The organism is Streptomyces sp. NPDC041200 (assembly GCF_055591805.1).
Map to the genome: position 1 here is coordinate 16,463 of NZ_JBVIZF010000037.1, position 26,796 is coordinate 43,258.

Here is a 26,796-nt window from a genome sequence, read left to right on the forward strand (position 1 = left end):
CCCCCATCAGGCACCCCCGGTCAGGCGCCGTCGGAGCGCTCCAGGCGGCGTCGCGTGCGGCGCCAGGTCACCAGCCGCAGATACTCCTCGTGCAGCAGCCGTCCGACGAGCGCGCCGCCGAACACCACGAAGCCGACGCCGACCAGCCAGGACTGCACGACGAGCACGGTGCCGACCGGGCCGTAGGACACCGCGCTGGAGGCGATCAGCGGCGAGAACACCAGCCGCGAGAAGACCCGCAGCCCCAGCAGCCCGACGCCCGTGGACAGCGCGCCCGGCAGCAGGGCGCCCCAGCTGATCCGCCCGCCGAGCAGCAGCCGCTGCGACCACCAGAAGAAGAGCACCGTGCCGACGACGGTGACGACCAGCCGGAGGGGCCCGGAGCCGAGGTGGGAGGAGAGCAGGAGGTAGCCGATGAGCACGGTGAGCCAGACCAGATGGCGCCACACGGTGTGCCAGCGGCCGGGAGGCAGCTCCCACACCTTCTCGTAGCCGGTCTGCACCACCCCGCAGAAGGTCAGCCCGAAGAGGGCCAGCGTGGCCAGACCGAACGCGGTGGTGGTCTCCAGCGACCGCCTCGGCGGGGCGAACAGGTCCAGGACCTCGTCCCGTGAGGTGGCGGACACCCCGAGCCCCTCGGCCAGCCACTGGGCGAAGCCGTGCCGGTTCACCGGATCGGCCGCGGCGACCACGATCAGCAGCGGCACGAGGGTGAGGAAGCCGAGCGCGGCGAACCCCAACGCCCGGTGCATCAGCTCGAATTCGCTGCCCCGGCGCCACCCCCGCCCGGCCGGGGACCGGTGGAACCTGCGGTGCAGCCGCCGGAGCCGCGAGCGGTGGCGCGGGGGGTCGGGGGACTGCTCGGACATACCACTCCCACTCCCCACCCCCGGTTCATGCGATATGCCCCAGTAAGGATCTACGCAGCGCGATATACCCCGGTACGTCGCGCATCGTCCAGCGTACTCAGTGCGGATGCCCGTGCAACCCACGGTGTCCGCGGCCCCTCGCCCGGTGGCGGCACTGTGCCAGAATGTGAGAGGGAAGCTGACTCGATGAACGGGCCCGGGAACCAGCACACAGCGGCCGGAGAGCTGTTCGCCGAGGGCGGTGCGCTCGGCAGGGTGATGAGCGGAATCGACTGGTCGGCGACGCCCCTCGGCGCCACTGCCGCCTAGCCTCCACGGCTGGTCGAGGCGTTGCGGATCGTACTGTTCACCGAGCAGCCGATGGCCGTGTTCTGGGGCCCCGACTATCTGATGCTCTACAACGAGGCGTATACGGACATCATCGGCTCCAAGCATCCGGGGGCGCTGGGCCGGTCCGGCCGGGACGTCTTCCCCGAGAACTGGGAGCTGTCCGCCGCTCCGCTCTTCGAGACCGTGTGGGAGAGCCGCAAGCCCTCCCTGGTCACCGACCGGGCGTTCGTCCTCCAGCGGCGCGGTTTCCTGGAGCAGTCCTACTTCGACGTGTCCTTCCAGCCGCTGCTGCTGGAGGACGGCGCGGTGGGCGGGGTGCTGTGCGTCGTCACCGAGACCACGGCGCGGGTGCTCAGCGAGCGCCGGCTGCGACTGCTGGCGGGGCTCGGCGCCCGGACGGCCGGGCTGCACACCCCGCAGAGCGTCGCCCGGACGGTCGCGGAGATGCTGGACATCCACCGGGACGACGTCCCGTTCACCGCCTTCTACCTGGTGCCCGGGCCCGGCAGGCTCCAGCTCGCCGCGTCCGCCGCCGTCCCGGCGGAGGCCGCCCGGGCGGTCCGGGAGCTGCGGCTGGACCGGGTCGAGGAGGCGGCGAGCCTGGAGACCCGGCTGGCGGCCGTGGTGGGCGACGCGGCACCGGCCCGGCTGCCGGGCGCGCTGTTCTCGATACCCGACCAGGAGGCGCTGGCCCATCCGCTGGTGCGGTCGGGCGCGGTGGAGGGCGTGCTGGTGATGGGCGTCAATCCGCGACTGCCCGCCACCGCCCCCTACCAGGACTTCTTCGAGGTGCTGGCGGCCACCGTCGGGGCGGCCCTGTCGGCGGCCCACGCCCAGCAGGAGCAGCGGCGGCGGGCGGAGTCGCTGGCCGAGCTGGACCGCGCTAAAACGGTGTTCTTCTCGAACATCAGCCATGAGTTCCGCACTCCGCTCACCCTGATCCTCGGCCCGGTCCAGCAGGCGCTGGCCGACGAGGACCGGGCCGGGCGGCGGTCCCAGCTGGAGCTGGCCGAGCGCAGCGCGCTGCGGCTGCTGAAGCTGGTCAACACCCTGCTGGACGTCTCCCGGGTGGAGGCAGGAGGGCTCAAGGGCACCTTCGAACCGGTGGACCTGTCCCAGACCACCGCGGAGCTGGCGGCGATCTTCCGCTCCTCCTTCGACATGGCCGGGCTGACCCTGGAGGTGGACTGCCCGCCACTGCCCGAGCCGGTGCATGTCGACCGGGAGATGTGGGAGAAGATCGTCCTCAATCTGGTCAGCAACGCGCTGAAGTTCACCTTCACCGGCGGGGCCACGGTACGGATGGCCACCGCGGGCCGCCACGCCCGGCTCACCGTGAGCGACACCGGCACCGGCATCCCGCCGGAGGAGCTGCCCCACCTCTTCGAGCGCTTCCACCGGGTGCGCGGGGCGCGGTCCCGGTCGTACGAGGGCAGTGGCATCGGGCTGGCGCTGGTCAAGGACCTGGTCGAGCTGCACTCGGGCACCATCTCGGTGACCAGCGTCCCGGCCGGGGGCACCGAGTTCACGGTGGAGATACCGTTCGGCACCGCGCATCTGGAGGGCGTACGGAGCGGGGCGCCGTCCGTACGGGGCACGACGGGCGAGGCCGAGCGCGCCGCCGCCTATACCCAGGAGGCGGCCCACTGGCTCGACACCTCCCCGCCGCCCGAGCCGCTGGCGGCGGAGGTCCCCGCGACAACCCCGGAGGTCCCGTCCGAGGCGCCGCGTGCGGAGGCCGGGGCGCCCGAAGAGCCGCACGCCCCCGGTCCGCCGGAGCCCGCCCCGGCCCGGCGGCCCCGGCTGCTGGTCGCGGACGACAACGCCGACGTGCGGTCCTATCTCGGCGATCTCCTCGGCCGCGACCACGACGTCCTCCTCGCGGCCGACGGCCGTACCGCGCTGGACACCGCCCTGGCGCACCCCATCGATCTGGTGCTGACCGATGTGATGATGCCGCGTCTGGACGGGTTCGGGCTGGTGCGGGCGCTGCGCGCCGACCCCCGGACCACCCGGCTGCCGATCATCATGCTGACCGCGCGCGCCGGGGAGGAGTCCACGGTGCGGGGGCTGGGCGCGGGCGCCGACGACTATCTCGCCAAGCCCTTCTCGGCGCGTCAGCTCCTCGCCCGGGTCGGCGCCAACCTGGAACTGTCACAGCTGCGCGAACGGGTGCTCAGCGACAGCCGCCGCCAGACGGACATGCTCACCTCGCTGTCCCAGGCGAGCCTGCAGCTGTCGGACACCCTCGATCCGCCGCAGGTCCTGGACACCGCCCGGGAGCTGCTCGTCCCGGCCCTGGCCGACGAGATACGGATCCGCCTCGCCGACCCCCGCGCCGAGCGGCCCGTGTACGCCGCCGGGGAACCGGTGGCGCCGGACGACCGCCTGGACCGGGCCCTCGCCGAGACCCTGCTCGCGGGCGCCACCCCCGGGCCGCCCGCCACCGGCGGCACCCTGCTCTCCGTACCCCTGCTCGCGCACGGCCGGATGCTGGGCGCGCTGGCCGTCGCCCGCCGCGAGGGCGCGTACACCATGGCCGACCGGCAGTATCTGCAGGGCGTGGCCGGGCGGCTGGCCCTCGCCTACGACAACGCGGCCCGCTTCCGCAACGAGCGCCATCTCGCGATGACGCTCCAGCGCGCCCTGCTGCCGCAGCACCTCCCCCAGATGCCGGGGCTGCACACCGCCTCCTACTACGAGGCGAGCGCCAGCGGCGCCGAGATCGGCGGCGACTGGTACGACGTCATCGCGCTGCCCGACGGCGAGATGGGGCTGACCATCGGCGATGTGATGGGCCATGACGTGGACGCCGCCACCGTGATGGGACGGCTGCGCTCCACCCTGCGCGGCTTCGCCCTGGACCGCGCCTCCCCCAGTGTGCTGCTCGGCAAGCTGGACGCCTATCTGCGCTCCCTGGACGTCGACCACTTCGCGACGTGCCTGTACGCGGTGTACGAACCGCGCACCCGGCGGCTGCGGTACGCGGCCAGCGGCCATCTGCCGCCGCTGCTGGTGGCGGACGGCACGACGAGCTTCCTGGAGGTCTGCCCGAACGCCCCGCTGGGCCTCGCGCACGACCCCCCGGTCGGCCACGAGACGCGGCTGCCGCCCGGCGCGGGGCTGCTGCTGTTCACCGACGGGCTGGTGGAGAACAGCCATCTGCCCCTCGACGACGGCCTGGCGGCGCTGCGGCGCGCCTGCGACGGGCTCACGCCACCCCTTCTCGCCGACCCGCAGGCCATCATCGACCGGGCGCTGGGGCTGCTGGACATCCCGGGCCGGGTGGACGACGACACGGCGCTGCTGGCCGCGTCAACTCCGTAGCGACTCGCCCGTATCGGCGTCGAGGACGCTCACCCGCACCGCGGGCTCCCGTACCGCGTCCCGGCTCGCTCCCGCGTCCAGCGCGAAGAGCACCACCACCGGTCGCGCGGTGCCGCCGCGCGCGTGGATCCCGGCGTACTGGAGGATGCGCCAGCCGCCGTCGTCCCAGTGGTCCAGCAGCGCGGAGCGCACCAGGGGCGAGGTGCTCTGCCAGGCGAGGGAGTGTTCCAGCAGCTCGACCGTCGCGGCCACCGGCACCCGTGCCCCGGACGGCGTCCCGGCCAGCGGGTGTCCGGTGAGACGGAGCCGCAGCCTGCGCCACGGCATCCGCCACCGGCGATCGGCGGACAGGGCCACCAGCCCGGCCACCGCCACGAGGGCGCAGCACCCGGTGGCGGCCGGGTGGCGCGGGGCCGTGGCCCACCAGGGATGGCGGGCCAGCGCCACCGCGATCCCGCCCGCCACCACCACGGCGGCGCGGGCGAAGGCCCTGACCCCCACCGGCCCGCCGTCCCGCGCCGTACAGCCGCACGAGGTGCCGGTCGCGGTCGCCCGGGCGTATCCGAGATAGCCGAGGAAACCGGCGCCGAGCGCGGCGACGGCCGCACCCGTGGCCACCGATGGCGGCAGCGCCAACAGCGCTGCGGCCAGGAGGAGTTCGAGGGTGCCCAGCGCGCGCAGGGCGAGCGCCGCGCGGCCGCCACCGCGCAGCAGCCGGGCCAGCGCGGTCCGGCGCGCCAGCCGGGCCGTCCCGTGGCCGAACACCTTGCCCGCACCGGCCGCCCCCAGCACCCCGGCGAGCAGCGGCGCGGCGAGGTCGAGGGCGGCAGCGCTCATCGGCGGTGCCCCGCCCCCGGCCCGACCGCCACCCGGACGATGTCCACGGAGTCGTCGGACGGCCGCCAGGCGCCCAGGACTTGGGCGCCCTGCCCGATCCGCAGCCCGGAGAGGTCGGCGGTGGGCGCGGCACCGGAGTACGAGGCGCTGGAGGTCTGTGGGATGAGATTGCCGACGATCTCGTGGGCTCCGTGCGCGAGGTGCAGCCGGGTCTTCTCGATGCCGCGGATGGTGGTGTGGAGGTTCACGATGTTCACCCACACCGCGTCGGCGGCGATCGTGCCGTCGGGCATCGGGACGCCGCGAGCGTAGAGGCCGTCGCCGGTCTCGATCGACGCGGCGGTGGTGGCGCGTACCTTCCAGACGCTGGTGGCGTTGGTGAGCCGGACCCGGGCGTAGTCGCCATGGGAGCCCGCCACGGCCAGCACCGCGCCGTCGATGGAGGTGATCCGCCCCTCCACGAACGCGCCCGCGGGGACCGCCGGGTCCAGGGGACGGCGCAGCGGCGCGGCGAAGACGGCGTCGGCGTCCACGGCCCCCAGCGCGGTCGCCCCGATGACACCCGTCCCGACGACGGTGGCGCCGCGCAGCGCGGCGGCGGTGAGGAAGCGGCGGCGGTCGAGGCGGTCGGAGATGCGGTGTGCGCTCATGGCCGCGGGCTCACTCGTAGAGGGAGACCGGCAGGGTGCCGGTGCTGAGGCTGCCGATGACGGAGAAGGCGGCGGGGGTCAGATCGATGACGCGGTTGCTGCGGCACACGCCGTCGCAGCAGCTGGACTCGCCGCAAAAGCTCTTGGTGCGCGGGCCGCAATCGCTGACGGTGACACAGACGGAGACGCCGGAGCACAGATGGCGCACCTTGATGGCCGACCCGCAGCCGCGCCGCGGCAGATTCTCGCCGCACAGATCCGGCCGGGTGATGTCCCAGCACGCCTTGGACGCGTTGGGCCAGGCGGCCTGCAGAGCACTGGACTTGCACGTACCACAGGCCCCACCGCCCGCGGCGGCACACGGCCCCCAGGCGTTGCCACAACAGAACCAGGTGGCTTCGCCGTTCCCGAGGCTGGTAGATCCACACGCCATGCGCCCATCATGCGCGGGCCCCCGACGCCCCGCCACGCAGAAGCGGCCGTTCCGGCGGCGGGGTGGCGCGGGGCGCGGCTGGTCCGGGGTGCTGGCCCGGGGCATAGCGAGGGGCGGCGGCGTCAGAGGCGTTCTACGATCGTGACGTTCGCCTGGCCGCCGCCCTCGCACATCGTCTGCAGCCCGTAGCGGCCCCCCGTGCGCTCCAGTTCGTGCAGCAGCGTCGTCATCAGCTTCGCGCCGGTCGCACCCAGCGGGTGGCCCAGGGCGATCGCGCCGCCGTTGGCGTTGACCCGCTCCGGGTCGGCGCCGCTCTCGCGCAGCCAGGCCAGCACCACCGGTGCGAACGCCTCGTTGATCTCCACCAGGTCGATGTCGGCCATGGTCATGCCGGTCTTCTTCAGCGCGTACGCGGTGGCCGGGATCGGCGCGGACAGCATGCGGATCGGGTCCTCGCCGCGCACCGACAGATGGTGGATGCGGGCGCGCGGGGTCAAGCCGTGCTCCCGGACGGCCCGTTCGGAGGCGATCAGCAGCGCGGCGGCGCCGTCGGAGACCTGGGAGGAGAGCGCGGCGGTGAGACGGCCGCCCTCCATGAGCGGGGCGAGCGCGGCCATCTTTTCCAGGCTGGTGTCGCGGCGCGGCCCCTCGTCCACGCGGACGTCCCCGTACGGGGCCACCTCGCGGTCGAAGCGGCCCTCGTCGATGGCGTGGAGCGCGCGCCGGTGGGAGCGGAGCGCGAACTCCTCCATCTCCAGGCGGCTGATCCCCCACTTCTCGGCGATCATCTCGGCCCCGTAGAACTGGTTGACCGGCCGGTCGCCGTACCGCGCGCGCCAGCCCTCCGAGCCCGCGAAGGGCCCCTCGCTCAGCCCCAGCGGCTCGGCCGCCTGGCGGCTGGCGAAGGCGATCGGCACCTGCGACATGTTCTGCACGCCGCCCGCGACCACCAGGTCCTGGGTGCCGGAGAGCACCGCCTGCGCCGCGAAGTGCAGGGCCTGCTGGGAGGAGCCGCACTGCCGGTCGACGGTCACGCCCGGCACCTCCTCGGGCAGCCCGGCGGCCAGCCAGCTGGTGCGGGCGATGTCCCCGGACTGCGGGCCCACGGTGTCCAGGCAGCCGAAGACCACGTCCTCGACGGCGGCCGGATCGGCGCCCGAGCGCTCGATCAGCGCGCGCAGCACGTGCGCGCCGAGGTCGGCCGGGTGGACGGACGCCAGCCCGCCCTTGCGCCGTCCGACGGGGGTCCGTACCGCTTCGACGATGAATGCCTCGGCCATGGCCAGCTCCTCACGGGTCCATACGGGTCAGGGTCGTCGGGGGGTGATGCCGTCGAGGACCATAGACACGTACTGGCGGGCGATCTCCTCGGGGCTGTGCTGTCCGCCGGGCCGGTACCAGGACGCGGCGACCCAGACGGTGTCGCGCAGGAAGCGGTAGGCGAGCCGGGTGTCGAGGTCGGCGCGGAACACCCCGTCGGCCACGCCGCGCTCCAGCGTGCCCAGCCAGGCCTGTTCGAACCTGCGCTGCGAGTCGGTGAGGTAGCCGAACCGGGGCAGGGCGGCGAGCTGTCGGGACTCCTTCTGGTAGATCGCGACGGCGGCCCGGTGCCGGTCGATCTCCCGGAAGGACTCGGTGACGAGGGCCTCGATGGTCTCCCGGGGGCCGAGCCCGGCCCGCAGCACGTCCTCGTACCCCGCCCACAGCTCGTCGAGGAAGGTGGAGAGGATCTCGTCGACCATCGACTCCTTGGAGTCGAAGTGGTAGTACAGGCTGCCCGCGAGCATCCCCGCCTCGTCCGCGATCCGGCGGACCGTGGTCGCGTTGTAGCCCTGGGCGGCGAACACCTCGGCCGCCGTCGCGAGCAGTTCGCGGCGCCGCTCGGGGGACGGGCTCACGGTGGTCTTCTTGCTGTTCCCGCTGATTTTCGGCACGTTCCCATTCTCGCCTCACGGCTGCGGCACTCATCGGTCCCGGGCTCATGGGTGGCGGCTGCTGACGGCGACCGACTCGCCCGTCATGTACGAGGAGTAGCCGCTGGCCAGGAAGACGATGACGTTGGCGACCTCCCACGGCTCGGCGTACCGGCCGAACGCCTCGCGCTCGGTCAGCTCGGCCAGCAGCTCGGGCGTGGTGACCTTCGCCAGGTGGGGGTGCATGGCGAGGCTCGGCGCGACGGCGTTGACCCGCACCCCGTACGCGGCGGCCTCGACGGCGGCGCAGCGGGTGAGCGCCATGACCCCGGCCTTGGCGGCGGCGTAGTGGGTCTGCCCGGCCTGGGCGCGCCAGCCGACGACCGAGGCGTTGTTGACGATGACGCCGCCGGAGCCGCGGGCCTTCATGCGGCGCAGGGCGGCGCGGGTGCAGCGGAAGGTGCCGCCCAGGGTGACTTCGATGACGCTGTGCCACTGGTCGTCGGTCATCTCGGTGAGTTCGGCGGTGCCGCCGAGACCGGCGTTGTTGACCAGGACGTCCAGCTGTCCGTGGCGTTCCTCGGCGAGGTCGAAGAGCGCCGCCACCTCGTCCTCGTCGGTGACGTCGCAGGTCAGCCCGGCGACGCGGTCAGCTCCGAACTCCTTGGCGAGGGCGGTGGCCGTCTCGCCCAGGCGGCGTGCGTGGGCGTCGCCGATGACGATCCGGGCGCCCTCCTCCAGGAACCGGCGGGCCGTGGCGCCGCCGATTCCAGCGCCCGCCGCGGCCGTGATGACGGCCGTGCGGCCGGTGAGCAGGCCGTGGCCGGGGACGTACGACGGCTTGTTGTCCATCACAACGCCACGGTAACCTACCAAACACTTGTTAGGGAAGGAGCTCGGGGCCCGATGGATCTCGACCTGACCGCGCGGCAGGAGGCGTTCCGGGCCGAGGCCCGGCGGTGGCTCGCGGCCCATGTGCCGGTCGCCTCGCTGCCGTCCCTGGAGACCGCCGAGGGGTTCGCCGCCCACCGCGCCTGGGAGCGGACTTTGGCGTCCGGCCGCTGGTCGGCGGTGACCTGGCCCGAGGAGTACGGCGGGCGGGGCGCGTCGGTGCTGGAGTGGCTGCTGTTCGAGGACGAGTACTACGCGGCGGGCGCCCCCGGCCGGGTGAGCCAGAACGGCGTCAGCTTGCTGGCCCCCACCCTCTTCGACCACGGCACCGCCGACCAGCGCGCCCGGATCCTGCCGCCGATGGCGAGCGGGGAGGTGATCTGGGCGCAGGCCTGGTCCGAGCCGGAGGCGGGCTCCGACCTCGCCTCGCTGCGCTCCACCGCCCGGCGCGCGGACGGCGGCTGGCTGCTGTCCGGCCAGAAGACCTGGTCCTCCCGGGCCGCCTTCGCCGACCGGGCCTTCGGGCTGTTCCGCAGCCACCGGGAGCCCGGCGCCCCACCGCACCGCGGGCTGACGTATCTGATGTTCCCGCTGGACGCGCCGGGCGTGACCGTGCGTCCCATCGGCCGCCTCGACGGGAAGCCCGCCTTCGCCGAACTCTTCCTGGACGAGGTGTTCGTGCCCGACGAGGACGTCATCGGCGAACCGGGCCAGGGCTGGCGGGTCGCGATGAGCACCGCGGGCAACGAGCGCGGCCTGACCCTGCGCGGCCCCGGCCGGTTCACGGCCGCCGCCCGCCGTCTGGCCGCCCTGTGGCGGACACGTACCGCCGCCGGGGAGGAGACGGCGGCGGCGCTGCGGGACCGGGTGGCCGACGCGGTGATCCGCGCCCGCGCGTACGAACTCTTCGCCTACGCGGGCGCCTCGCGTCTGGCCGCCGGAGGCACGCTCGGAGCCGAGTCGAGCCTCAACAAGGTCTTCTGGTCGGAGCTGGACCTCGGCCTCCACGAAACCGCCCTGGACCTGCTGGGCCCGGACGGCGAACTGTCGGAGGACGGCGGCTGGGCGGAGGGCTATGTCTTCGCGCTGGCGGGACCGATCTACGCCGGAACGAACGAGATCCAGCGGGACATCGTGGCGGAGCGGCTGCTCGGCCTGCCGAAGAGCAGGCGGTGAGCAGGCATTGAACAGGCGATGTGCTGGCGATGAGCGGCCCTGACGGATACGGCGAGACCACGACGGAAGGCGACCGCGCATGAGGTTCCTGCTGGACGAGGCGCAGAGCGAGTTCGGCCGCACCCTCGACCGGATGCTCGGCGCCGCGGACACCCCTGGCGCCGTGCGGGCGTGGGCGCGCGGGGAGCACGGGCCCGGGCGGGCGCTGTGGGGGCGGCTCGCCGAGGCCGGGGTGACCGCGCTCGCCGTGCCGGAGGCGTACGAGGGCGTGGGGCCGCTGCCGGTGGAGCTGGCCGTCGCGTACGTCGAACTGGGGCGGCATGCCGTGCCGGGGCCGTGGACGGAGACGGCCGCGGCGGCGGTGCTGCTGACGGCGTGCCCCGCGGCCGGGGACTGGCTGCCCCGTATCGCCTCCGGGCAGGCCATGGTCACGGTGGCGATGGCCGAGGGCGGTCCGTACGCCCTGGACGCGGACGCCGCCGATGCCGTCCTCACCGTCCGCGGCGAGGAGTTGTGGCAGGCGCCGGGGCACGGCCCGGTGCGGACCTCCCTCGACCCCGCCCGGCGGCTCGCCCCGCCACTGCCCGGGGGCAAGCCGCTCGTCCGGGGCCCGGCCGTCGCCGGGGCCGCCGCCCGCGCCGCGGACTGGGCCGCCTTCGCGACGGCCGCGCAGTCCCTCGGCACCGGGCTCGCGCTGCTGGACCGGACCGTGGCGTATGTGCGGCAGCGGACCCAGTTCGGCCGCGCGATCGGCTCGTTCCAGGCGGTGCGGCACCAGTTGGCGGATGTGCTCATCGGGCTGGAGTTCGCCCGCCCGCTGCTCCACGGGGCCGCCGTCGCGCTCGCGGCGGGCGGGCCGGAGGCCGGGGCCGACGTGGCCGCCGCCAAGGTGGCGGCGGGCGAGGCGGCGTACGCGGCCGCGCGCACCGCGCTCCAGCTGCACGGCGCGATCGGCTACACGGACGAGTACGACCTGTCGCTGTGGATCCGCAAGGCCCGCGCCCTGCGGGGCGCCTGGGGCTCGCCCTCGGTCTGCCGCGCCCGCGTGCTCGCGCCCTGACGCTCGCGTCCTGCCCCTCGCGCCCTGACCTCGCGCCCTGACAACGGGGCACGCACCGGGCCATGCTGTTACCGACGAGCAGAGGCGGCGAAGCGAACAGCGAGGTATGCCCGGATGCACCGGCCCCGGCCCACCCTGGAGAGCGTGGCCCTGCACGCGGGAGTCTCACGCGCCACGGTCTCCCGTGTCGTCAACGGCTCGACCAGGGTCGCCGAGGACAGCCGGGCGGCGGTGCTGCGGGCCATCGAGGAGCTGGGGTACGTCCCCAACCAGGCGGCCCGCAGCCTGGTGACCCAGCGCACCGACTCGTTCGCGCTCGTCCTGCCCGAGGAGCCGGGCCGGGTCTTCTCGGACGACGAGTTCTTCCAGGGCGTGGTGCGCGGGGTCGGGCAGGAGCTGGAGGAGGCGGACAAGCAGCTCGTGCTGATGATGGCCCGCTCCCCCGCCGGACGGGACCGCGTCGAGCGCTTCGCCCTGGCCCGCCACGTGGACGGGGTCATGGTCGCCTCGATGCACGGCGCCGACCCGCTGCCCGCCGCGCTGGCCCGTATGGGCATTCCGGTGGTCTGCAACGAACGGCTGCTGGGGTCGGCGGCGCTGCCGTACGTGGGCGTCGACAACGCCGGGGGCGCGGCCCTCGCCGTACGGCATCTGCTCGACTCCGGCCGCACCCGCGTCGCCACGGTCGCGGGCCCGCAGGACATGGTGGCCGGGATCGACCGGCTGACCGGCTATACGGCGGCACTGCGCGAGGCGCGGCGGGAACCGCTGGTGGCGGCCGGGGACTTCACACAGGAGTCGGGCGCGGTCGCGATGCGGGAACTGCTGGCGCGGGAACCGGAGCTCGACGCCGTCTTCGTCGCCTCCGACCTCATGGGCCTCGGCGTGCTGCGGGCCCTGCGGCAGGCCGGGCGGCGGGTGCCGGAGGACGTGGCGGTGGTCGGCTTCGACGACGTACAGGCGGCGCGCTACGCGGACCCCCCGCTGACGACGGTGCGGCAGCCGATCACGGAGATCGGGCGGCGGCTGGCGCGTCAGCTGCTGCGGCTGGCGGCCGGGGAGGCGATCGAACCGGCCGTGGTGCTGAACGTGGAACTGGTGCCGCGCGGCTCGGCGTAGCCGGAGAGGTCAGCGGGCGGTGTACGGGCGCAGCTGCTCGCGGAACTCCCGCTCGAACGCGTCGTACCGCGCCCGCAGATCCGCGCCCGGCCACCCCTGCGGCAGCAGTTCCTCCGGCAGCACCGGATCGGTCAGCAGATGCCGCAGCACCGCCGCCGCCACCGTGAAGCGGTCGGCCGGACTGCGCGCCGTCTCCAGGGCGTCGGCGAGGCGGCGGGCCCGGTCGGCCCAGTCCGGCAGGGCCCAGAGCCGGGCCGCGAGCGCGGCCGGGTCGTCCTCCGGGGTGGCGGTGAAGCAGCCGCACTGCTCGGCGACCACGGGCGGGCGGGGGCGTACGAGGTTGGCGGGACGCAGCCAGGTGCCCTCGCGGAGTTCGGCGAGCCGCAGCGCGGCCATCGCCTGGCGGAGGGCGGCGCGCTCGGGTGCGGGGCGGCGGTCGGGGGTGACGACGGCGATCTCCCAGGTGCCGTCCCAGCGCCGGGTGCGGGGCGCGCGGCTGTCGTCCTGGCGGGCCTGGCGGGCGAGCAGCCGGTCGGTGAGCCGGTAGCCGCCGCCGTGCTGTTCGAGGTCACCGGCGGCCACCATCCGGGTGAGGGCGACCCGCACCGTCCCCTCGGCCGTGCCGAACAGCGCGCCGACGCGGACGAGCGCGCGGGCGGGCAGCTGCGGCGGATGGTGGCCCAGCAGGGTGCTGAGCACGATCGAGCGCGCCGTCAGGGGGCGCAGCGTGAGCGTTCCGGTGTCGTCCATGGCTGTGCGAAACCCTATCCGTGACCGCCCTCCGGGCTACCATTACAGTTTCCTATCACGCATACTGAAACTGTAAGAACCTCGATGAGAACCACAGAACCGCAGGACCCGGCACGGCACCGAGGCGACCCCAGGAGACGCTTGCCATGAGCGCGACGCACGAAGTCCTCAACCAGGCCCCGCCCCTCTCCGGCTTCAGCACGGCCGACGACCCCGCCCTGCTGGAGGCCCTGCGCCGGGACGGCGCCGAGTGGGCCGAGCCGCGGGTGCGGGAGCTGGGCGCGCGGGCCGGTTCCGCCGAGGTCCAGGACTGGGCCCGGATGGCGGAGGAACACCCTCCGGTGCTGCACACCCACGACCGCTACGGCCACCGGATCGACGAGGTCGAGTACCACCCCGCCTACCACCAGCTGATGACCACCGCCGTGGAGAGCGGCCAGCACGCGGCGGCCTGGGCCGAGACCCGCCCCGGGCGGCACCTGGCGCGCGCGGGCCTGTTCTACGCGTTCGCCCAGGCCGAGCCCGGCCACGGCTGCCCGATCTCCATGACGTACGCCGCGATCCCGGCGCTGCGCGCCGAACCGGAGCTGGCCGCCGCGTACGAACCGCTGCTGACCGCCCGCGCCTACGACCCCGGGCTGCGCGCGCCGCTCACCAAGCGCGGGCTGATCGCAGGCATGTCGATGACGGAGAAGCAGGGCGGTTCGGACGTCCGCGCCAACACCACGGAGGCCGTACTGGCGGCCGGGGACGACGGGACGTACCTGCTCACCGGCCACAAGTGGTTCACGTCCGCGCCGATGAGCGATGTGTTCCTGACGCTGGCGCAGACGCCCGAGGGGGTGACCTGCTTCCTGGTGCCGCGCGTCCTGCCGGACGGCACCCGCAACGCGCTCCATCTCCAGCGGCTCAAGAACAAGCTCGGCAACCGCTCCAACGCCTCCTCCGAGATCGAGTACGACCGCGCCGTGGCCTGGCGGGTCGGCGAACCGGGGCGCGGGGTGCGGACCATCGTCGAGATGGTCAACGTGACCCGGCTGGACTGTGTGATCGGCTCGGCGGCGAACATGCGCGCCGGGCTGCGGCAGGCGCTGCACCACTGCGAGCACCGCCGGGCCTTCGGCGCCGAGCTGATCGACCAGCCGCTGATGCGCAACGTCCTGGCGGATCTGGCGGTGGAGTCGGAGGCGGCCACCACGCTCGCGATGCGGCTGGCGACCGCCCTGGACCGCGCCGAGGCCGGGGACGGCGGCGAGGCGGCGCTGCGCCGCCTGGGGCTCGCGGTCAGTAAGTACTGGGTGTGCAAGCGCGGCGCCACGCACGCCGCCGAGGCTCTGGAGTGCCTGGGCGGGAACGGCTATGTGGAGGACTCCGGCATGCCGCGCCTGTACCGGGAGGCGCCGCTGTCGTCGATCTGGGAGGGCTCGGGGAACGTCGCCGCCCTCGACGTGCTGCGCGCACTCGGCCGGGAGACGGGCGCGCTGGACGCCTTCCTCGCCGAGGTGGACGCCGCCGCCGGGGCCGACGCACGGCTGGACGCGGCCGTGGCCAGGCTGCGCGCGCTGCTGCCGCAGCTCGGCGATCCGCAGCGGGCGCAGCTGCTGGCGCGCCGCCTCGCCGAGCAGATGACGCTGGTCCTGCAGGGCAGCCTGCTGGTGCGGTACAGCCACCCGGCGGTCGCCGACGCGTTCTGCGCCTCCCGGCTCGACGGCGACTGGGGGCATGCGTTCGGCACCCTGCCGCCGGGGACGGACACCGGCCCGATCCTGGACCGGGCCCGCCCCAAGGATCTGCGCGCGTAAACCTCTCTCACCGAAACCTCCACATCTTTTCCCCTATTCGGGCGAATAGTTGGGCACATGCGGCTGGCGGCGACGTGTTCGGCCGAACATCTCCTCGTGAATCGATGGCATCGCGCATGGCGGGCGGGGGTCCTCACCACGGTCCTGCTGCTCGCCTCGACGGGGGCGACAGCCTTAGCCGACGGGGAGGGTGACGGCCGGGAGGCCACCGCCGCCCCGCGGCGGACGACCGACGTCGGGGACCGGGCGGGGACGGGGGACGGGGGTGCGGAGCACGGGCCGCGTACGAGGCCGAGGGTGCGGGTGCGGGTCCAGATCGGCCCGGGGTTCTGTCCGTGCGTCAGGGCGTCGGTAGCGACGCGGCGGGGCTGGCTCAAGCTCCAGTACGGCTGGTGTCCCCGGCCGCCCAAGCCGACGCCTACACCCACGCCCACACCGAGCCCCACTCCCACGCCTACGCCCACACCGAGCCCGACTCCGACGCCTACGCCCACACCGAGCCCCACTCCGACACCGACACCCACGCCGACGCCTACGCCGACGCCGAGCCCCACGCCGTCCCCCGAGCCGACGCCCACGCCCAGCGCGCCGCCGTCGGCCACTCCGGCACCGAGCCCGACGCCGACGCGCGCCCCCGCGCCCACCCGGTCGGCGGCGCCCGCTCCCGCGCCCGCGCCGTCCGTGCCGCCGCTTCCAGTCGCTCCGCCGACCCGGCCGCCCGAGCCTCCGGCGCCGCCCCCCGAACCGGCTCCCGCGCCGAGCGAGTCCCGTCGCGTCGAGGTGCACGCGTATCAGAAGCCCGCGCGCCACGAACTCGACAGCGGAACCTCCTTGGTCACGTTCACCCTGCTCATCACCGCGCCCGCGGTTCTCGCGGCCGCCGCGCTCCGCCCCCGCTCGCGCGGCGGGCGCCGCGGCTGACGCGTCGGCCGATCCGTACCGGAGGTTACCCATGCCTGAATGGCTGATTCTGACTCTTCTGATGGCCGGGATCTGCGCGGCCGTCGTCGTCCTCGCGATCCTCAACGCCCGCCGCCTCGGCGACGACGACGATCCGAGCGAGACCCCCGATGTCCTCGACTACATGATCATGATGATCGGCGTGGTCTACGCGATCGTGCTGGGCCTGGCCATCGCCGGGGTCTGGGAGGCCCGCGGCGCCGCCCAGGACGGTGTGCGGACGGAGGCCCAGGCCCTGCACGAGGTGACCGAGCGGGTGAGCGTCTACCCCCAGCCGGTGCGCGACCGCATCCGCGATGACGTCGACGCGTACGTGCGCCATGTGGTGTCCCGGGAGTGGCAGGTGATGGTCGACCGGGGCGAGCTGACCGACCGGGGCACCGACCTGCTGGCCAAGCTGCGGCACGACGTCACCATGGCCACGCCGCAGACCGACCTCCAGTCGCAGGCGTACCAGCCGATCGTGGACCAGGTGGCCGCCGTCGACGACGCGCGGGGCGCCCGGCAGCAGAGCGCGGGGCCGACGATGCCCGAGGTGGTCTGGTTCGGGCTGCTGTTCGGCGCGGCGCTGGTGATCGGGCTGGTCTTCACCCTGCAGATCCGCCGCTCACCACGGGAGTTGATGCTGGCGGTGATGTTCACCGCCCTCATCATCTTCCTGCTCTACCTGGTGTGGGACTTCGACGAGCCCTTCGGACGGTCGGTGGGCGACGCGACGTCGCCCTTCACCGACCTGTTCCCCGGCGCGCGGGGAGGCGTCTGAGCCCGTTCCGGGGGTCAGGACACCGGCACCGGGAGCACCCGGCGCAGCGGGTCCTCGGGCACCCGGCCGTGGGCCTTCCACTCGCGTGGGTAGCCGACCGAGACCTCCTGGAACTTCACCCCGTCCTCGACCGTGGTCCGGGGGATGTGCAGATGGCCGTAGACGACGGTCTCGGCGCGGAACCGGACGTGCCAGTCGGCGGTCAGCTCGGTGCCGCACCACAGGGCGAAGTCGGGGTAGCGCAGCACGCGGGTGGGCAGCCGGGTCATCGGCCAGTGGTTGATGAGCACCGTCTTCAGCGCGGGATCGCAGGCGGCGAGCCGGGCCTCGGTCTCCGCGACCCGGGCGCGGCACCAGGCGTCGCGAGTGGGGTACGGGTCGGGGTGCAGGAAGTGCTCGTCGGTGCAGACGACGCCCTCGTCGTGGGCGTGGGCGAGAGCGGCCTCCTTGGTGTGGAGGCCGTCGAGCCGGAAGGTGTAGTCGTAGAGCAGGAACAGCGGGGCGATGGTGAGCGGCCCGCCGATGCCCTCCCAGACCGGGTACGGGTCCTCGGGCGTGACGATGCCCTTGCTCCGGCACAGCTCCACCAGCGCCTCGTAGCGCGCCACTCCGCGGGCCTCCAGCGGGTCCTTGGGGTGGGTCCACAGCTCATGGTTGCCCGGCGACCAGATGACCTTGGCGAAGCGCTCGCTCAGCAGGCCCAGTGCCCATTCGATGTCGGCGAAGACCTCGCCGACGTCCCCGGCCACGATCAGCCAGTCGTCCTCGGAGCCGGGCCGCAGCCGCTCGACGATCGCCCGGTTCTCCTCGTAGGCCACGTGCAGGTCACTGATGGCGAGTAGTTCGCCCCGGTGCGTGCCGCCCATTGTTTCTCCTGTCGTACGGTCGGCGGTCAGGTTGCGGTCGCGGCGTGGTCACGCCGCAGGACGGGCCGGATGATCACCGGTTCGCCTCTGCCGCTAGCCTCGCAGATGTGGTGGACAAACTTCCCGCGTCCTTCGAGCGCGGAACTGACGGTCCGAAGGTTATCGTGGCCGGTCTGGACGGCTCCGAGTCGTCCTGGCGTGCCGCCGCGTACGCCGCGGGGCTGGCCAGACGACAGAAGGCGCTGCTCGCCGTGGTGTACGTGCAGCCGGTGATGGCGGCCGGGGCGTCCCTGGGCGCCTCCGTGGCGGACACCACGGGCGAGGTGGCCGAGGAACTGCTGCGGGAGATGCGCGAGGCGACGGAGCGGCTGCGCGGGGTCTTCGAGGTGCGCTGGGAGTTCCACACCTTCCGCGGCGATCCGTACAACGGCCTGGTGACGGCGGCGGACGAGCTGAAGGCGGACGCGGTGGTGGTCGGCGCGTCCGAGCAGGCGGGGCACCGCATCGTCGGCTCGGTGGCGGTCCGGCTGGTCAAGGCGGGCCGCTGGCCGGTCACGGTGGTGCCGTAACGCTCCGGGCGGGACCGCGGGCTCCTCCGGCTCGCGGACCGGGGCGGGGTGAGGCACCGTGGGGAGAGGGGCGGTCCGACCGCCCCAGGACCAGTCCCCAAGGAGACTGCCATGTCCCACACCTACCGGGTGACGGAGATCGTCGGCTCGTCCACCGAGAGCGTCGACGACGCGATCCGCAGCGGTATCACCCGTGCCTCGAAGACGCTCAGAAATCTGGACTGGTTCGAGGTCGGCCAGGTCCGCGGGCATATCGAGAACGGCCGGATCGCGCACTACCAGGTGGGGCTGAAGCTCGGCTTCCGGCTGGAGGACACCGACTCCGGCTCCGGTGATCTGCCCGGCTGACCGCGCTTCAGCCACGGGGGACGACGGTGGACAGCACGGACGGCAGCGGATACCAGTCGGCGGTCGCGAAGCTGGCGTGCCGGGCGGCGAGGTCGTTCACCCGCGCCCGGGCCTGGGCCTCGGTGGGGCGGGTGCCGTCGATGGCGGGCGCCACGTTCTGCGCGTCCGTCATGGTCAGGATGTAGTGGCGGGTGTCGTACCAGGCGGTGTCGATGTTCCTGGTGACGTACGCGGAGGCGTCGCCGTCGAAGAACACGAACCACGGGCGGATCGCGGCATCCTGGTAGCGGGTGCGCGGGTCGCCGGGGGCTGCGGCGTGGACGGCGGGGAAGGCGGCCGCCTGGCGGAGCTTCCCGGCGGCGGCGAGATCGCGCAGATGGGTGGCGTACTCGCGGTCGGTCCACAGGGTGTCGAGCGGGTTGTTCTCCTCGACGGTGCCCGGGATCAGCTCGACGATGAACGTGCCCGCGAGCGCGGACCGGGACGGCCAGGCCCCGGCCTTCACCGCCGCGTCCAGGTCGGTGTGAGCGCCCACCACGTCCGCGGGGCGCAGCAGCGCGTCGCCGAGCGTGCGGGACAGGAGCGCGTCGAGGTCGTCGGGGCCGCGGCCGCTCTTGTCGTAGAAGCCGTCCTTCAGCTCCATCTTGATGACGATGGGACGGTGGCCGGGGTGGGCGTCGTGCCAGGCCTTCATGTCGGCGAGGCATCCGGCCAGGGTCTGGTTACGGGCCTTGGTGCGCAGCTGCGCGGGGGTGGCGGCGTTCTCGCAGTTGTTGTCGTTGCCGAGCGGGTTGTTGTGCGAGACCCGCCACCCGGCGCCGAACGCGTTGGTCCACACGTCGAGTTCGAGCAGGGAGGCGCCGGAGTCGAGCGCGTCGGCGAAGTACGGGTACTTCGCCTTCTCGTACGCGTTGTGCACACCCACCCCGGTGGTGGCGGCGTACGACGGCTCGGCCGCGGCGGCCGGGCTCGCGCCCTCCGCCGCCGTCAGACACAGTGCGGCGGCCGCCGCCGCGACCGCCACCGTCCGTGTGTGCCGCGCCCTGCCGGACACGGCTCCCCCCGCGCTGCCCATCTGCCCCCACCCCTGACGCCGCCGTCACAACTGGGCAGCAGCGTACGGGAGGTGCTGACGGGTGACGAGAGGAGCTTCGTCACATAGGGGTGTTCCGGGGTCGGTCAGGCGGTCAGGCGGCGACGAGTTCGCGGGCCGCCGCGGTGATGGCCTCGGCGTCGATTCCGGCCTGGCTGAGCTGCTCGGCCGGGGTGCCGGACACCGGCATGTTCCGTACGGCGAGCCGCACCATGCGCGGTGCCGGGCGGCCGTCGGCGAAGGCGCTCTGGACCGCGTCGCCCACACCTCCCTCGGGGTGGTGGTCCTCGACGGTGATCAGACGGCCCGTCACCTCGGCTGCGGTGCGCAGCGCCTCGGCGTCGACCGGCTTGAGCGAGTACAGGTCGATGACGCGGGCGGAGATGCCGTCCTGGGCGAGCCAGTCGGCGGCGGCGATGGCCTCGTGCACGGTGATCCCGGCCGCGACGAGGGTGACGCGGTCGCTCTCGGTGGCGCGCAGGATCTTGGAGCCGCCGATGGGGAAGCGCTCGGAGGACGGATAGATGACGGGCGTTCCGCCGCGCGAGGTGCGCAGATAGCGGATGCCCGACAGCTCGGCCATGGTGGCGGTCAGCTGGGCGGCCTGGTTCGCGTCGCACGGGTAGAGCACGGTGCTGCCGTGCACCGCCCTGATCGCCGCCAGATCCTCCAGCCCCATCTGCGACGGCCCGTCCTGGCCAATGGCGACCCCGGCGTGCGAGCCGACCAGGTTGAGGTCGGCACGGCTGACGGAGGCCATCCGGACGAAGTCGTAGGCGCGGGTGAGGAAGGCGGCGAAGGTGCAGGCGTACGGGGTCCAGCCGCGCGTCTGCATGCCGACCGCGGCGGCCACCATCTGCTGTTCGGCGATGTAGAACTCGAAGTAGCGCTCGGGGTGTTCCTTGTGGAAGTACTCCAGCCGGGTCGAGTCGCCCACCTCGCCGTCGAGCGCCACCACATCGCCACGGGCGGTGCCGACGGCGGCCAGCGCCTCGCCGAACGCGTCGCGGGTGGGGACGGTGTCGCCGGTGTTGAAGCGCGGCAGGCTCAGCGGGCCTTCCGACGTGGGCCGGGTGGGCTTCTCGGCGGGCGGGCCGAGCACCGGTACCGCCATGTTCCGTACGCCGCCGAGTTCGGCGATGGCTTCCTCGGGGTCCTTCAGCGGCTTGCCGTGCATGCCCTCGTGGTTCTCCACGGAGGCGACGCCGCGGCCCTTCTGGGTGCGGGCGATGATGGCGGTGGGGCGGCCGACGGTCGACGTGGCCTCGCCGTACGCGCGGTCGATCGCGGCGATGTCGTGCCCGTCGACCTCGATGGTGTGCCAGTCGAAGGCGCGGATGCGGCGGGCGTAGGCGTCCAGGTCCCACTGGTGGCGGGTGGGCCCGCGCTGGCCGAGCCGGTTGACGTCGATGATGGCGGTGAGGTTGTCGAGCCGTTCGTGGCCCGCGTGCTCGAACGCCTCCCACATCGAGCCCTCGGCCATCTCGCTGTCCCCGCACAGCACCCAGACCCGGCTGGAGACGTGGTCGAGCCGCTTTCCGGCCAGCGCCATGCCGACGCCGAAGGGCAGCCCCTGGCCGAGCGATCCGGTGGCCACGTCCACCCAGGGGAGTTCGGGGGTGGGGTGGCCCTCCAGGCGGCTGCCGAGCTTGCGGAAGGTCAGCAGTTCCTCGTCCTTGAGCGCCCCGGCCGCCTTGTAGACCGAGTACAGCAGCGGGGAGGCGTGGCCCTTGGAGAAGATCAGGTGGTCGTTGCCCGGGTGCTCCGGCTTTTCGAAGTCATAGCGCAGGTGGTTGCCCATGAGGACGGCCATCAGGTCCGCCGCCGACATCGACGACGTGGGGTGGCCGGACCCGGCGGCGGCCGAGGACCGCACGGAGTCCACCCGGAGCTGCTGCCCGAGCTCGCTGAGCTGTTCGTGTCGCATTGTTCTCCTTCCACGTGTTTCCGGCGACCCAGCGTCCGGCGGCTCAGCCTTCCGGCTGTTCAGCCGCCGCGGCCGAGCCGCGCGACCTCGGGTGACTCGGTGTCCAGCGGCACCGACCAGGACGGCACCAGGCCGAACTGCACCGCCTGCGGCGGCAGCGCCGCGTCCAGCAGCCAGTCGGCGGCCACCCGGACCCGGTTGCCGGGCATGGCCATCAGGTGGTAGCCGCGGGTGACCGCGTTGGCCGCGGGGCCGGCCAGCGGGATGTGCAGCGGATCCGCGGCCGCCTGTACTCCGCCGAGGTCGACCGTGAACCCGAGGTCGTGGTGTTTGTACGGGCGCGGGGTGCCGCGCCCGAGGGAGGCGAGGATGTTACGGGCCGCCACCTTGCCCTGGCGCTGCGCGTGCTGCGCGGTCATCGCCGTGAACTCGCCGGGCCGGGTCAGGTCCGGCACCGCGGCGGCGTCCCCGCAGGCCAGCACCTCCGGGTGGCCGGGCACGGCCAGATACTGGTCGACCCGCAACCGCCCCTTCTCGGTCGCCAGCCCGAGGTCCTCCACCAGCGGGTCGGGACGTACGCCGACGCACCAGATCAGCGACCGGGTGTCGACGAACTCGCCGTCGTCGAGCAGTACCCCGTCGGAGGTGGCCTCCTTGACCGAGGTACCCAGCCGGACGTCCACCCCGCGCCGCCGCAGCACCCGGTCCGCGGTACGGGAGAGCCGTTCGTCCAGCGAGGGCAGTACCCGGTCGGCTACATCGGCCAGGACCCAGCGGGGCGGCGGGTCGTGACGCAGCGCGGCGTTCCGGCGGGCGAGCGAATCGGTGAACAGCACGCCGTGGGCGGCCACTTCGGTGCCGGTGTATCCGGCGCCCACCACCACGAAGGTGCGGCGCGCGGCCCGCTCGCGGGGGTCGCGGGCGTTGGCCGCCATCTCGATCTGGCGGGTGACGTGGTCGCGCAGGTAGAGGGCTTCCGGCATGCCGCGGAAGCCGTGCGCGTGCTCGGCGACGCCGGGGATCGGCAGCAGTTTGTTGACGCTGCCGACCGCCAGGACGAGCCGGTCGTAGCCCATCTCGCCGCGTCCGCCCTCGGGGTCGGTCCAGGTGACCTTGCGGCCGGTGAGGTCGACGGAGTCGACGTTGCCCAGCACCAGCCGGACGTGCGGCAGGGTGCCGGTGAGGGACACCGACACCCGGCGCGGCTCCAGGACACCGGCGGCCACCTCCGGGAGCAGTGGCAGGTACAGAAAGTAGTCGTTGGGGTTGATCAGGACGATCTCCGCCGAGCGGCGCAGGGCGCGCGACAGCGTACGAGCGGCCTGGTAACCGGCGAAGCCGGCCCCCACGATCACGATGCGTACTGGGCTCACACGGACTCCCGGGCGTGACGAGGGCAGAGCGCTCCAAGTGCCCGTACAGGCCGAGGTCAAACCTAACGTGGCGGTCGGCCTCGGCCCGGTCGATAATGCGGCGGCCCGCTGCCGCTACGCGCGGACCCGCTCGTCCCAGTCGATGCGGTAGCCAGTGAGCCAGTCGTCGCCGCCCGTGGTGGCCGCCCGGTCGAGTCGTCGGGCCATCGTGGCGTCCCGCAGGGCCCGCTTGACCGGGCCGGGGGCGTTGCGGCGGGCCAGGCCCGCGCTGTTCGCGGCCACCCTCTCGACCCGTTCGCGGCGCAGCCCCTCGTACGCGGCGAACGCCGATCGCGGGCCGGGGAGATCGCGCAGGCACTTGGCGAGCACCACACCGTCCTCGATGGCCAGCGAGGCGCCCTGGGCGGCGTTGGGCGCGCAGGCGTGTGCCGCGTCCCCCACGATGACCATGCCCTCCTCGGACCAGACGGGGGTGGAGATGAGGTCGTACGCGGCGCTGGCGACGATGTTCTCGCCGGTGGCGCGGACGATGTCGGCGGCCGGGGTCTGGTCCTCGGAGAACAGTTCCGTCAGCCGATCGCGCCACTGTCCGGGGGTGACGGCGGCCAGCTCCGCCTTGGACAGTTCGGCGGCCGGGGCGTTGCTGAACCACCACACCTCGCCGTCGGGTGCGGCGGTGCAGCCGAAGAACGCCTGCTTGCCGAAGACCATCGTGTAGGTGTCCTGGGCGGGCGGCGCGGCGGCGTCGCGGGTGTAGCCGCACACCGTGTGCTGGCCGGTGTAGCGGGGCCGGGGCGCGCCCGCGTCGATGGTGCGGCGGATGAGGGAGTGGATGCCGTCGGCGCCGATGAGGACGTCGCCCATGGCCCGCCCGCCGTCCGCGAAGGAGCCCACGATGGTGCCGTCCGGGCCGGTCTGGGCGGCCAGCAGCCGCTTGCCGTACTCGATGCGCACACCGCGGCGCACGGCCTCCTCGCGCAGCACCCGGGCCAGCGTGGCGCGCCGGATGGTGACCGCCCCGAGGCCACCGTCCTGCGCACCGGCCATCGGCTTGTCGCCGAGCCGTTTGCCGGTGTTGCTGATGAACTCGACGCGGGTGGCCGGGAAGGCGCGCTCCAGGACCGGTTCCTGGGCGTCGATGGTGCCCAGCGCCTCCAGCCCGTTGTTCGCGACGACGAGGAACGCACCGCCCGTGTCGGTGGCGTCCGGGGGGTACGCCTCGTAGACGACCGCGTCGATGCCCGCCTTGTGCAGGGCCATCGCGGTGACCGTACCGGCGATGCCGCCACCGATGATCAGGGCCTTGGTCATGGTGCTCCGTGACAGAGGGTCGGTAGAAGGTGACAGCACCATAGGGCCCGGGCGCGGGTCACGGGGCCGGTTCGCCCGACTATTTGAGCAGCCGGGACATCCGGCGGTCGGCGAGCGGTTTGCCGCCTGTCTGGCAGGTGGGGCAGTACTGGAGCGAGGAGTCCTTGAAGGACACCTCGCGGACGGTGTCGCCGCACACCGGGCAGGGTTCACCGGTGCGCCCGTGCACCCGCATCCCGCTGCGCTTCTCCGCCTTGAGGTCCCCGGCCGCAAGCCCCCGGGAGCGTTCGACGGCGTCGCGCAGGGTGGCGCCCATCACCTCGTACAGGACGGCGATCTCCTCCTCGGTGAGATCCGAGGCGAGCCGGTAGGGCGACATCCGGGCGGCGTGCAGGATCTCGTCGGAGTAGGCGTTCCCGATCCCGGCGATGACGCCCTGGTCGCGGAGCACCCCCTTGATCCGGTGGCGTACGCCGCGCAGCAGCCAGGCGAACGCCTCCAGGGTGAAGGAGTCGGCGAGCGGGTCGGGGCCGAGGCGGGCGATGCCCGGCACCTCGCCGGGGTCGCTCACGCAGTACACGGCAAGTCCCTTGCGGGAGCCCGCCTCGGTGAGGTCGAAACCGGAGCGCTCCGGTCCGGAGAGCAGCAGCCGCAGCGCCAGCGGGCCCCGGCCGGGGCGTGGCGGGGTCTCGGGCAGTCCGTCCTTCCAGCGCAGCCAGCCCGCCCGGGCGAGGTGGATCACCAGATGGGGGCCGTCGGTGGCCAGGTCGAGGAACTTGCCGTGGCGGCCTGCCGCCGTGACGGTGCGGCCTTCGAGGGCGGTCAGCGGCGGGTCGTACGTTTTCAGCACGCTCACCGCGACGGGCAGGACGCGGGCGATCTCCCGGCCCACCGCGCGGTCGGCCAGGATTCCGGCGAGGGCCTCCACCTCGGGCAGCTCCGGCATGCCACCAGTGTGCCGCAGCACCGGCCGGGGCGCGCCGGGTCGTCCGCGCCCCACCCCCGTACCACTCCGGGCTGCGGGGTGCGGCCCCCTCCCCTACTGTCGCTCTTGTCCCTCTGCGTCCCTTTGCGCCCTTGTACGGAGAGTCCCCATGCCCGACACCGGACAGCGTGAGCGGTCCGTACCGCACTATGAGCCGTACGAGGCTCATGAGGCGTACGAGGGAGGCAGCCCCGAGGCCGAACGGCTGCTCTTCGAGAAGCTGGCGCGCGAGCTGATGAGCGTCCAGCGGGCGCACCAGCGGGCGTCGGGTGCCACCCAGTTGCTGCGCACGTTCCACGCGAAGGCGGCACTCGGCGTGGAGAACGCGCGGCTGCGCTTCCACGACGGCCTCCCGCCCGAGCTGTGCGTGGGCTACGCCCGGCCGGGCGCCGAGTACTCCGCCGTGGTGCGGCTGTCGAACGAGAGCGGCACCGAGCGCCACGACGCCACGCCCGATCTGCGCGGGATGGCGGTGCGGGTCCAGGTCCGCCCCGGGGAGAGCCACGATCTGCTGGCCACCAGCTTTCCGGTGTCCCACGCCGCGGACGCCCGCGAGTTCGTCGCCTTCGCCAAGGCCACGGTGGGCGCGGACACCACCGTCGAGCGGGCGTTCGGGCTCTTCGTCAGGCTGCCGCTGGCCGTCGGCTGGGTAGCCGCCGACCGGATGCGCCGCAATGTGCGAACGGCCACCCGCCACGCGGTCGGCTCGCTGGCCCGGGAGACCTTCTGGAGCCGGGGCGCGATCCTGTGGGGCGCGGCCGGGCCCGTGCGCTACCAGCTGCGCCCGGCCCCCGGCGGCACCCCCTCGCCCTTCCCCGACAGCTCCGACCCGGACTACCTCCGCCATGAGCTGACGATGCGGCTGGCCACCGGCGATGTGTGCTTCGAGCTGTGTGTGCAGCGCTACGCGGACCAGCGCCGTACCCCGGTCGAGGACGGCTCGGTGGAGTGGCGGGAGAGCGACGCCCCGGTCGTCCCGGTGGCGCTGCTGACCGTACCCCGCCAGGATCTGGACACCCCCGGGGCCCGGTCGGCGGCCCGCCGGGTGGAGCAGCTCGCGTTCAACCCGTGGCACACCACGGCGGAGTTCCGGCCGCTGGGCAACCTCAACCGGGCCCGTAAGGCGGCGTACGAGGCGGCCGCCGCGCACCGGCTCGGGCTGTGTTCCAGCACCGCGCCGCGGGCGCCGCGCGGCACGGTCCTGGCCGCGCCGGTGCGGGCCGGGGCGCGGCTGGCCTTCGGCCTGGTCGACCGCTATGTGCCGTGGCACCGGCTGCCGGTGCCGCCGGGGCTGCCCGACCTGGCCGCGCTGCGCCAAACGCTCCGGTTCCGTCTCATGGACGGCGACGGCGACGGCGCGGCCCGCGAAACCGCGCCGCCGCCCGCTTCCTGAACGCCACCACGACCCGGCTGAACCGGTTTACCGCCGCGATATCGTGTGGCG

24 protein-coding genes are annotated in these 26,796 nt (G+C 73.7%); 10 read left to right on the forward strand and 14 right to left on the reverse strand.

The window, feature by feature from the left end; all coding sequences use genetic code 11:
- Positions 1-20: 20 nt before the first annotated feature.
- Positions 21-869, reverse strand: coding sequence for a ribonuclease BN (locus tag ACZ6CL_RS37365; protein WP_468944595.1), 849 nt, complete (start codon positions 867-869; stop codon positions 21-23).
- Positions 870-1,055: 186 nt separating this feature from the next.
- Here ACZ6CL_RS37365 and ACZ6CL_RS37370 point away from each other — a divergent pair, with 186 nt between their 5' ends.
- Together ACZ6CL_RS37370 and ACZ6CL_RS37375 are read left to right on the forward strand one after the other, a co-directional pair.
- Entirely contained in the window at positions 1,056-1,178 is a 123-nt protein-coding gene (locus ACZ6CL_RS37370) for a hypothetical protein (RefSeq protein ID WP_468944597.1), read from the forward strand.
- Positions 1,179-1,199: 21 nt separating this feature from the next.
- A complete protein-coding gene (locus ACZ6CL_RS37375) occupies positions 1,200-4,526 on the forward strand; it encodes a SpoIIE family protein phosphatase (RefSeq protein WP_468944599.1) in 3,327 nt (1,108 codons plus the stop codon).
- Here ACZ6CL_RS37375 and ACZ6CL_RS37380 read toward each other — a convergent pair.
- The 6 genes from ACZ6CL_RS37380 to ACZ6CL_RS37405 all read right to left on the reverse strand — a co-directional run bounded on the left by ACZ6CL_RS37380 (position 4,515) and on the right by ACZ6CL_RS37405 (position 9,211).
- Positions 4,515-5,363: a MauE/DoxX family redox-associated membrane protein gene (locus ACZ6CL_RS37380; RefSeq protein WP_468944602.1), complete on the reverse strand. Its 849-nt coding sequence runs from the start codon at positions 5,361-5,363 to the stop codon at positions 4,515-4,517. The two genes, ACZ6CL_RS37375 and ACZ6CL_RS37380, sit on opposite strands and share 12 nt — an antisense overlap.
- Positions 5,360-6,013, reverse strand: coding sequence for a cell wall protein (locus tag ACZ6CL_RS37385; protein WP_468944604.1), 654 nt, complete (start codon positions 6,011-6,013; stop codon positions 5,360-5,362). The genes ACZ6CL_RS37380 and ACZ6CL_RS37385 overlap by 4 nt, the downstream gene beginning before the upstream one ends.
- Before the next feature lie 10 nt (positions 6,014-6,023).
- Positions 6,024-6,446, reverse strand: a complete 423-nt coding sequence (locus tag ACZ6CL_RS37390) for a septal ring lytic transglycosylase RlpA family protein (RefSeq protein WP_468944607.1) — start codon at positions 6,444-6,446, stop codon at positions 6,024-6,026.
- Positions 6,447-6,568: 122 nt separating this feature from the next.
- Complete coding sequence (locus ACZ6CL_RS37395) at positions 6,569-7,726, reverse strand: acetyl-CoA C-acetyltransferase (RefSeq protein WP_468944609.1); 1,158 nt, start codon at positions 7,724-7,726, stop codon at positions 6,569-6,571.
- A gap of 27 nt (positions 7,727-7,753) precedes the next feature.
- Positions 7,754-8,380, reverse strand: a complete 627-nt coding sequence (locus tag ACZ6CL_RS37400) for a TetR/AcrR family transcriptional regulator (protein ID WP_468944612.1) — start codon at positions 8,378-8,380, stop codon at positions 7,754-7,756.
- Positions 8,381-8,425: 45 nt separating this feature from the next.
- Positions 8,426-9,211 carry an SDR family oxidoreductase gene (locus ACZ6CL_RS37405; protein WP_468944666.1) on the reverse strand — a complete coding sequence of 262 codons (786 nt, stop codon included), beginning with the start codon at positions 9,209-9,211 and terminating at the stop codon, positions 8,426-8,428.
- Positions 9,212-9,265: 54 nt separating this feature from the next.
- Between ACZ6CL_RS37405 and ACZ6CL_RS37410 the strand changes: the two genes are divergently transcribed.
- The 3 genes from ACZ6CL_RS37410 (at position 9,266) to ACZ6CL_RS37420 (ending at position 12,605) form a co-directional block, all read left to right on the forward strand.
- On the forward strand, positions 9,266-10,426 hold the full coding sequence (locus ACZ6CL_RS37410) for an acyl-CoA dehydrogenase family protein (RefSeq protein ID WP_468944613.1): 1,161 nt from the start codon (positions 9,266-9,268) through the stop codon (positions 10,424-10,426).
- Between the two features lie 79 nt (positions 10,427-10,505).
- Positions 10,506-11,486 carry an acyl-CoA dehydrogenase family protein gene (locus ACZ6CL_RS37415; protein WP_468944615.1) on the forward strand — a complete coding sequence of 327 codons (981 nt, stop codon included), beginning with the start codon at positions 10,506-10,508 and terminating at the stop codon, positions 11,484-11,486.
- Between the two features lie 114 nt (positions 11,487-11,600).
- A complete protein-coding gene (locus tag ACZ6CL_RS37420; RefSeq protein ID WP_468944618.1) occupies positions 11,601-12,605 on the forward strand; it encodes a LacI family DNA-binding transcriptional regulator in 1,005 nt (334 codons plus the stop codon).
- A 9-nt stretch (positions 12,606-12,614) separates the two neighbouring features.
- Here the strand turns inward: ACZ6CL_RS37420 and ACZ6CL_RS37425 are convergent, their stop codons facing one another.
- Complete coding sequence (locus ACZ6CL_RS37425) at positions 12,615-13,355, reverse strand: PaaX family transcriptional regulator C-terminal domain-containing protein (RefSeq protein WP_468944620.1); 741 nt, start codon at positions 13,353-13,355, stop codon at positions 12,615-12,617.
- 146 nt (positions 13,356-13,501) lie between these two features.
- Between ACZ6CL_RS37425 and ACZ6CL_RS37430 the strand changes: the two genes are divergently transcribed.
- Together ACZ6CL_RS37430 and ACZ6CL_RS37435 are read left to right on the forward strand one after the other, a co-directional pair.
- Positions 13,502-15,157, forward strand: a complete 1,656-nt coding sequence (locus tag ACZ6CL_RS37430) for an acyl-CoA dehydrogenase family protein (RefSeq protein WP_468944621.1) — start codon at positions 13,502-13,504, stop codon at positions 15,155-15,157.
- Positions 15,158-16,109: 952 nt separating this feature from the next.
- Positions 16,110-16,880 (forward strand): bestrophin-like domain, encoded by a 771-nt coding sequence (locus ACZ6CL_RS37435; protein ID WP_468944623.1) that lies wholly within the window; start codon positions 16,110-16,112, stop codon positions 16,878-16,880.
- 14 nt (positions 16,881-16,894) lie between these two features.
- Here the strand turns inward: ACZ6CL_RS37435 and ACZ6CL_RS37440 are convergent, their stop codons facing one another.
- Positions 16,895-17,746 carry a metallophosphoesterase family protein gene (locus ACZ6CL_RS37440; RefSeq protein WP_468944626.1) on the reverse strand — a complete coding sequence of 284 codons (852 nt, stop codon included), beginning with the start codon at positions 17,744-17,746 and terminating at the stop codon, positions 16,895-16,897.
- Positions 17,747-17,853: 107 nt separating this feature from the next.
- Here ACZ6CL_RS37440 and ACZ6CL_RS37445 point away from each other — a divergent pair, with 107 nt between their 5' ends.
- Both ACZ6CL_RS37445 and ACZ6CL_RS37450 read left to right on the forward strand, forming a co-directional pair.
- Entirely contained in the window at positions 17,854-18,315 is a 462-nt protein-coding gene (locus tag ACZ6CL_RS37445) for a universal stress protein (RefSeq protein ID WP_468944628.1), read from the forward strand.
- Between the two features lie 111 nt (positions 18,316-18,426).
- Positions 18,427-18,663, forward strand: coding sequence for a dodecin (locus ACZ6CL_RS37450; RefSeq protein WP_385441288.1), 237 nt, complete (start codon positions 18,427-18,429; stop codon positions 18,661-18,663).
- 7 nt (positions 18,664-18,670) lie between these two features.
- On the opposite strand, the gene ACZ6CL_RS37455 is transcribed toward ACZ6CL_RS37450, so the two are convergent.
- From ACZ6CL_RS37455 to ACZ6CL_RS37475, 5 genes are all read right to left on the reverse strand, one after another.
- Positions 18,671-19,738, reverse strand: a complete 1,068-nt coding sequence (locus tag ACZ6CL_RS37455) for a phosphatidylinositol-specific phospholipase C domain-containing protein (RefSeq protein WP_468944631.1) — start codon at positions 19,736-19,738, stop codon at positions 18,671-18,673.
- Between the two features lie 112 nt (positions 19,739-19,850).
- Positions 19,851-21,683 carry a transketolase gene (locus ACZ6CL_RS37460; RefSeq protein ID WP_468944633.1) on the reverse strand — a complete coding sequence of 611 codons (1,833 nt, stop codon included), beginning with the start codon at positions 21,681-21,683 and terminating at the stop codon, positions 19,851-19,853.
- A 59-nt stretch (positions 21,684-21,742) separates the two neighbouring features.
- A complete protein-coding gene (locus tag ACZ6CL_RS37465; RefSeq protein ID WP_468944636.1) occupies positions 21,743-23,056 on the reverse strand; it encodes an NAD(P)/FAD-dependent oxidoreductase in 1,314 nt (437 codons plus the stop codon).
- Between the two features lie 114 nt (positions 23,057-23,170).
- Positions 23,171-24,367: an FAD-dependent monooxygenase gene (locus ACZ6CL_RS37470; RefSeq protein WP_468944638.1), complete on the reverse strand. Its 1,197-nt coding sequence runs from the start codon at positions 24,365-24,367 to the stop codon at positions 23,171-23,173.
- A gap of 79 nt (positions 24,368-24,446) precedes the next feature.
- On the reverse strand, positions 24,447-25,313 hold the full coding sequence (locus ACZ6CL_RS37475; protein ID WP_468944640.1) for an Fpg/Nei family DNA glycosylase: 867 nt from the start codon (positions 25,311-25,313) through the stop codon (positions 24,447-24,449).
- Between the two features lie 148 nt (positions 25,314-25,461).
- Here ACZ6CL_RS37475 and ACZ6CL_RS37480 point away from each other — a divergent pair, with 148 nt between their 5' ends.
- The gene (locus tag ACZ6CL_RS37480) at positions 25,462-26,745 is read left to right on the forward strand and encodes a catalase family protein (RefSeq protein ID WP_468944642.1); all 1,284 of its coding nucleotides are present in this window, start codon (positions 25,462-25,464) and stop codon (positions 26,743-26,745) included.
- Positions 26,746-26,796: the final 51 nt, after the last annotated feature.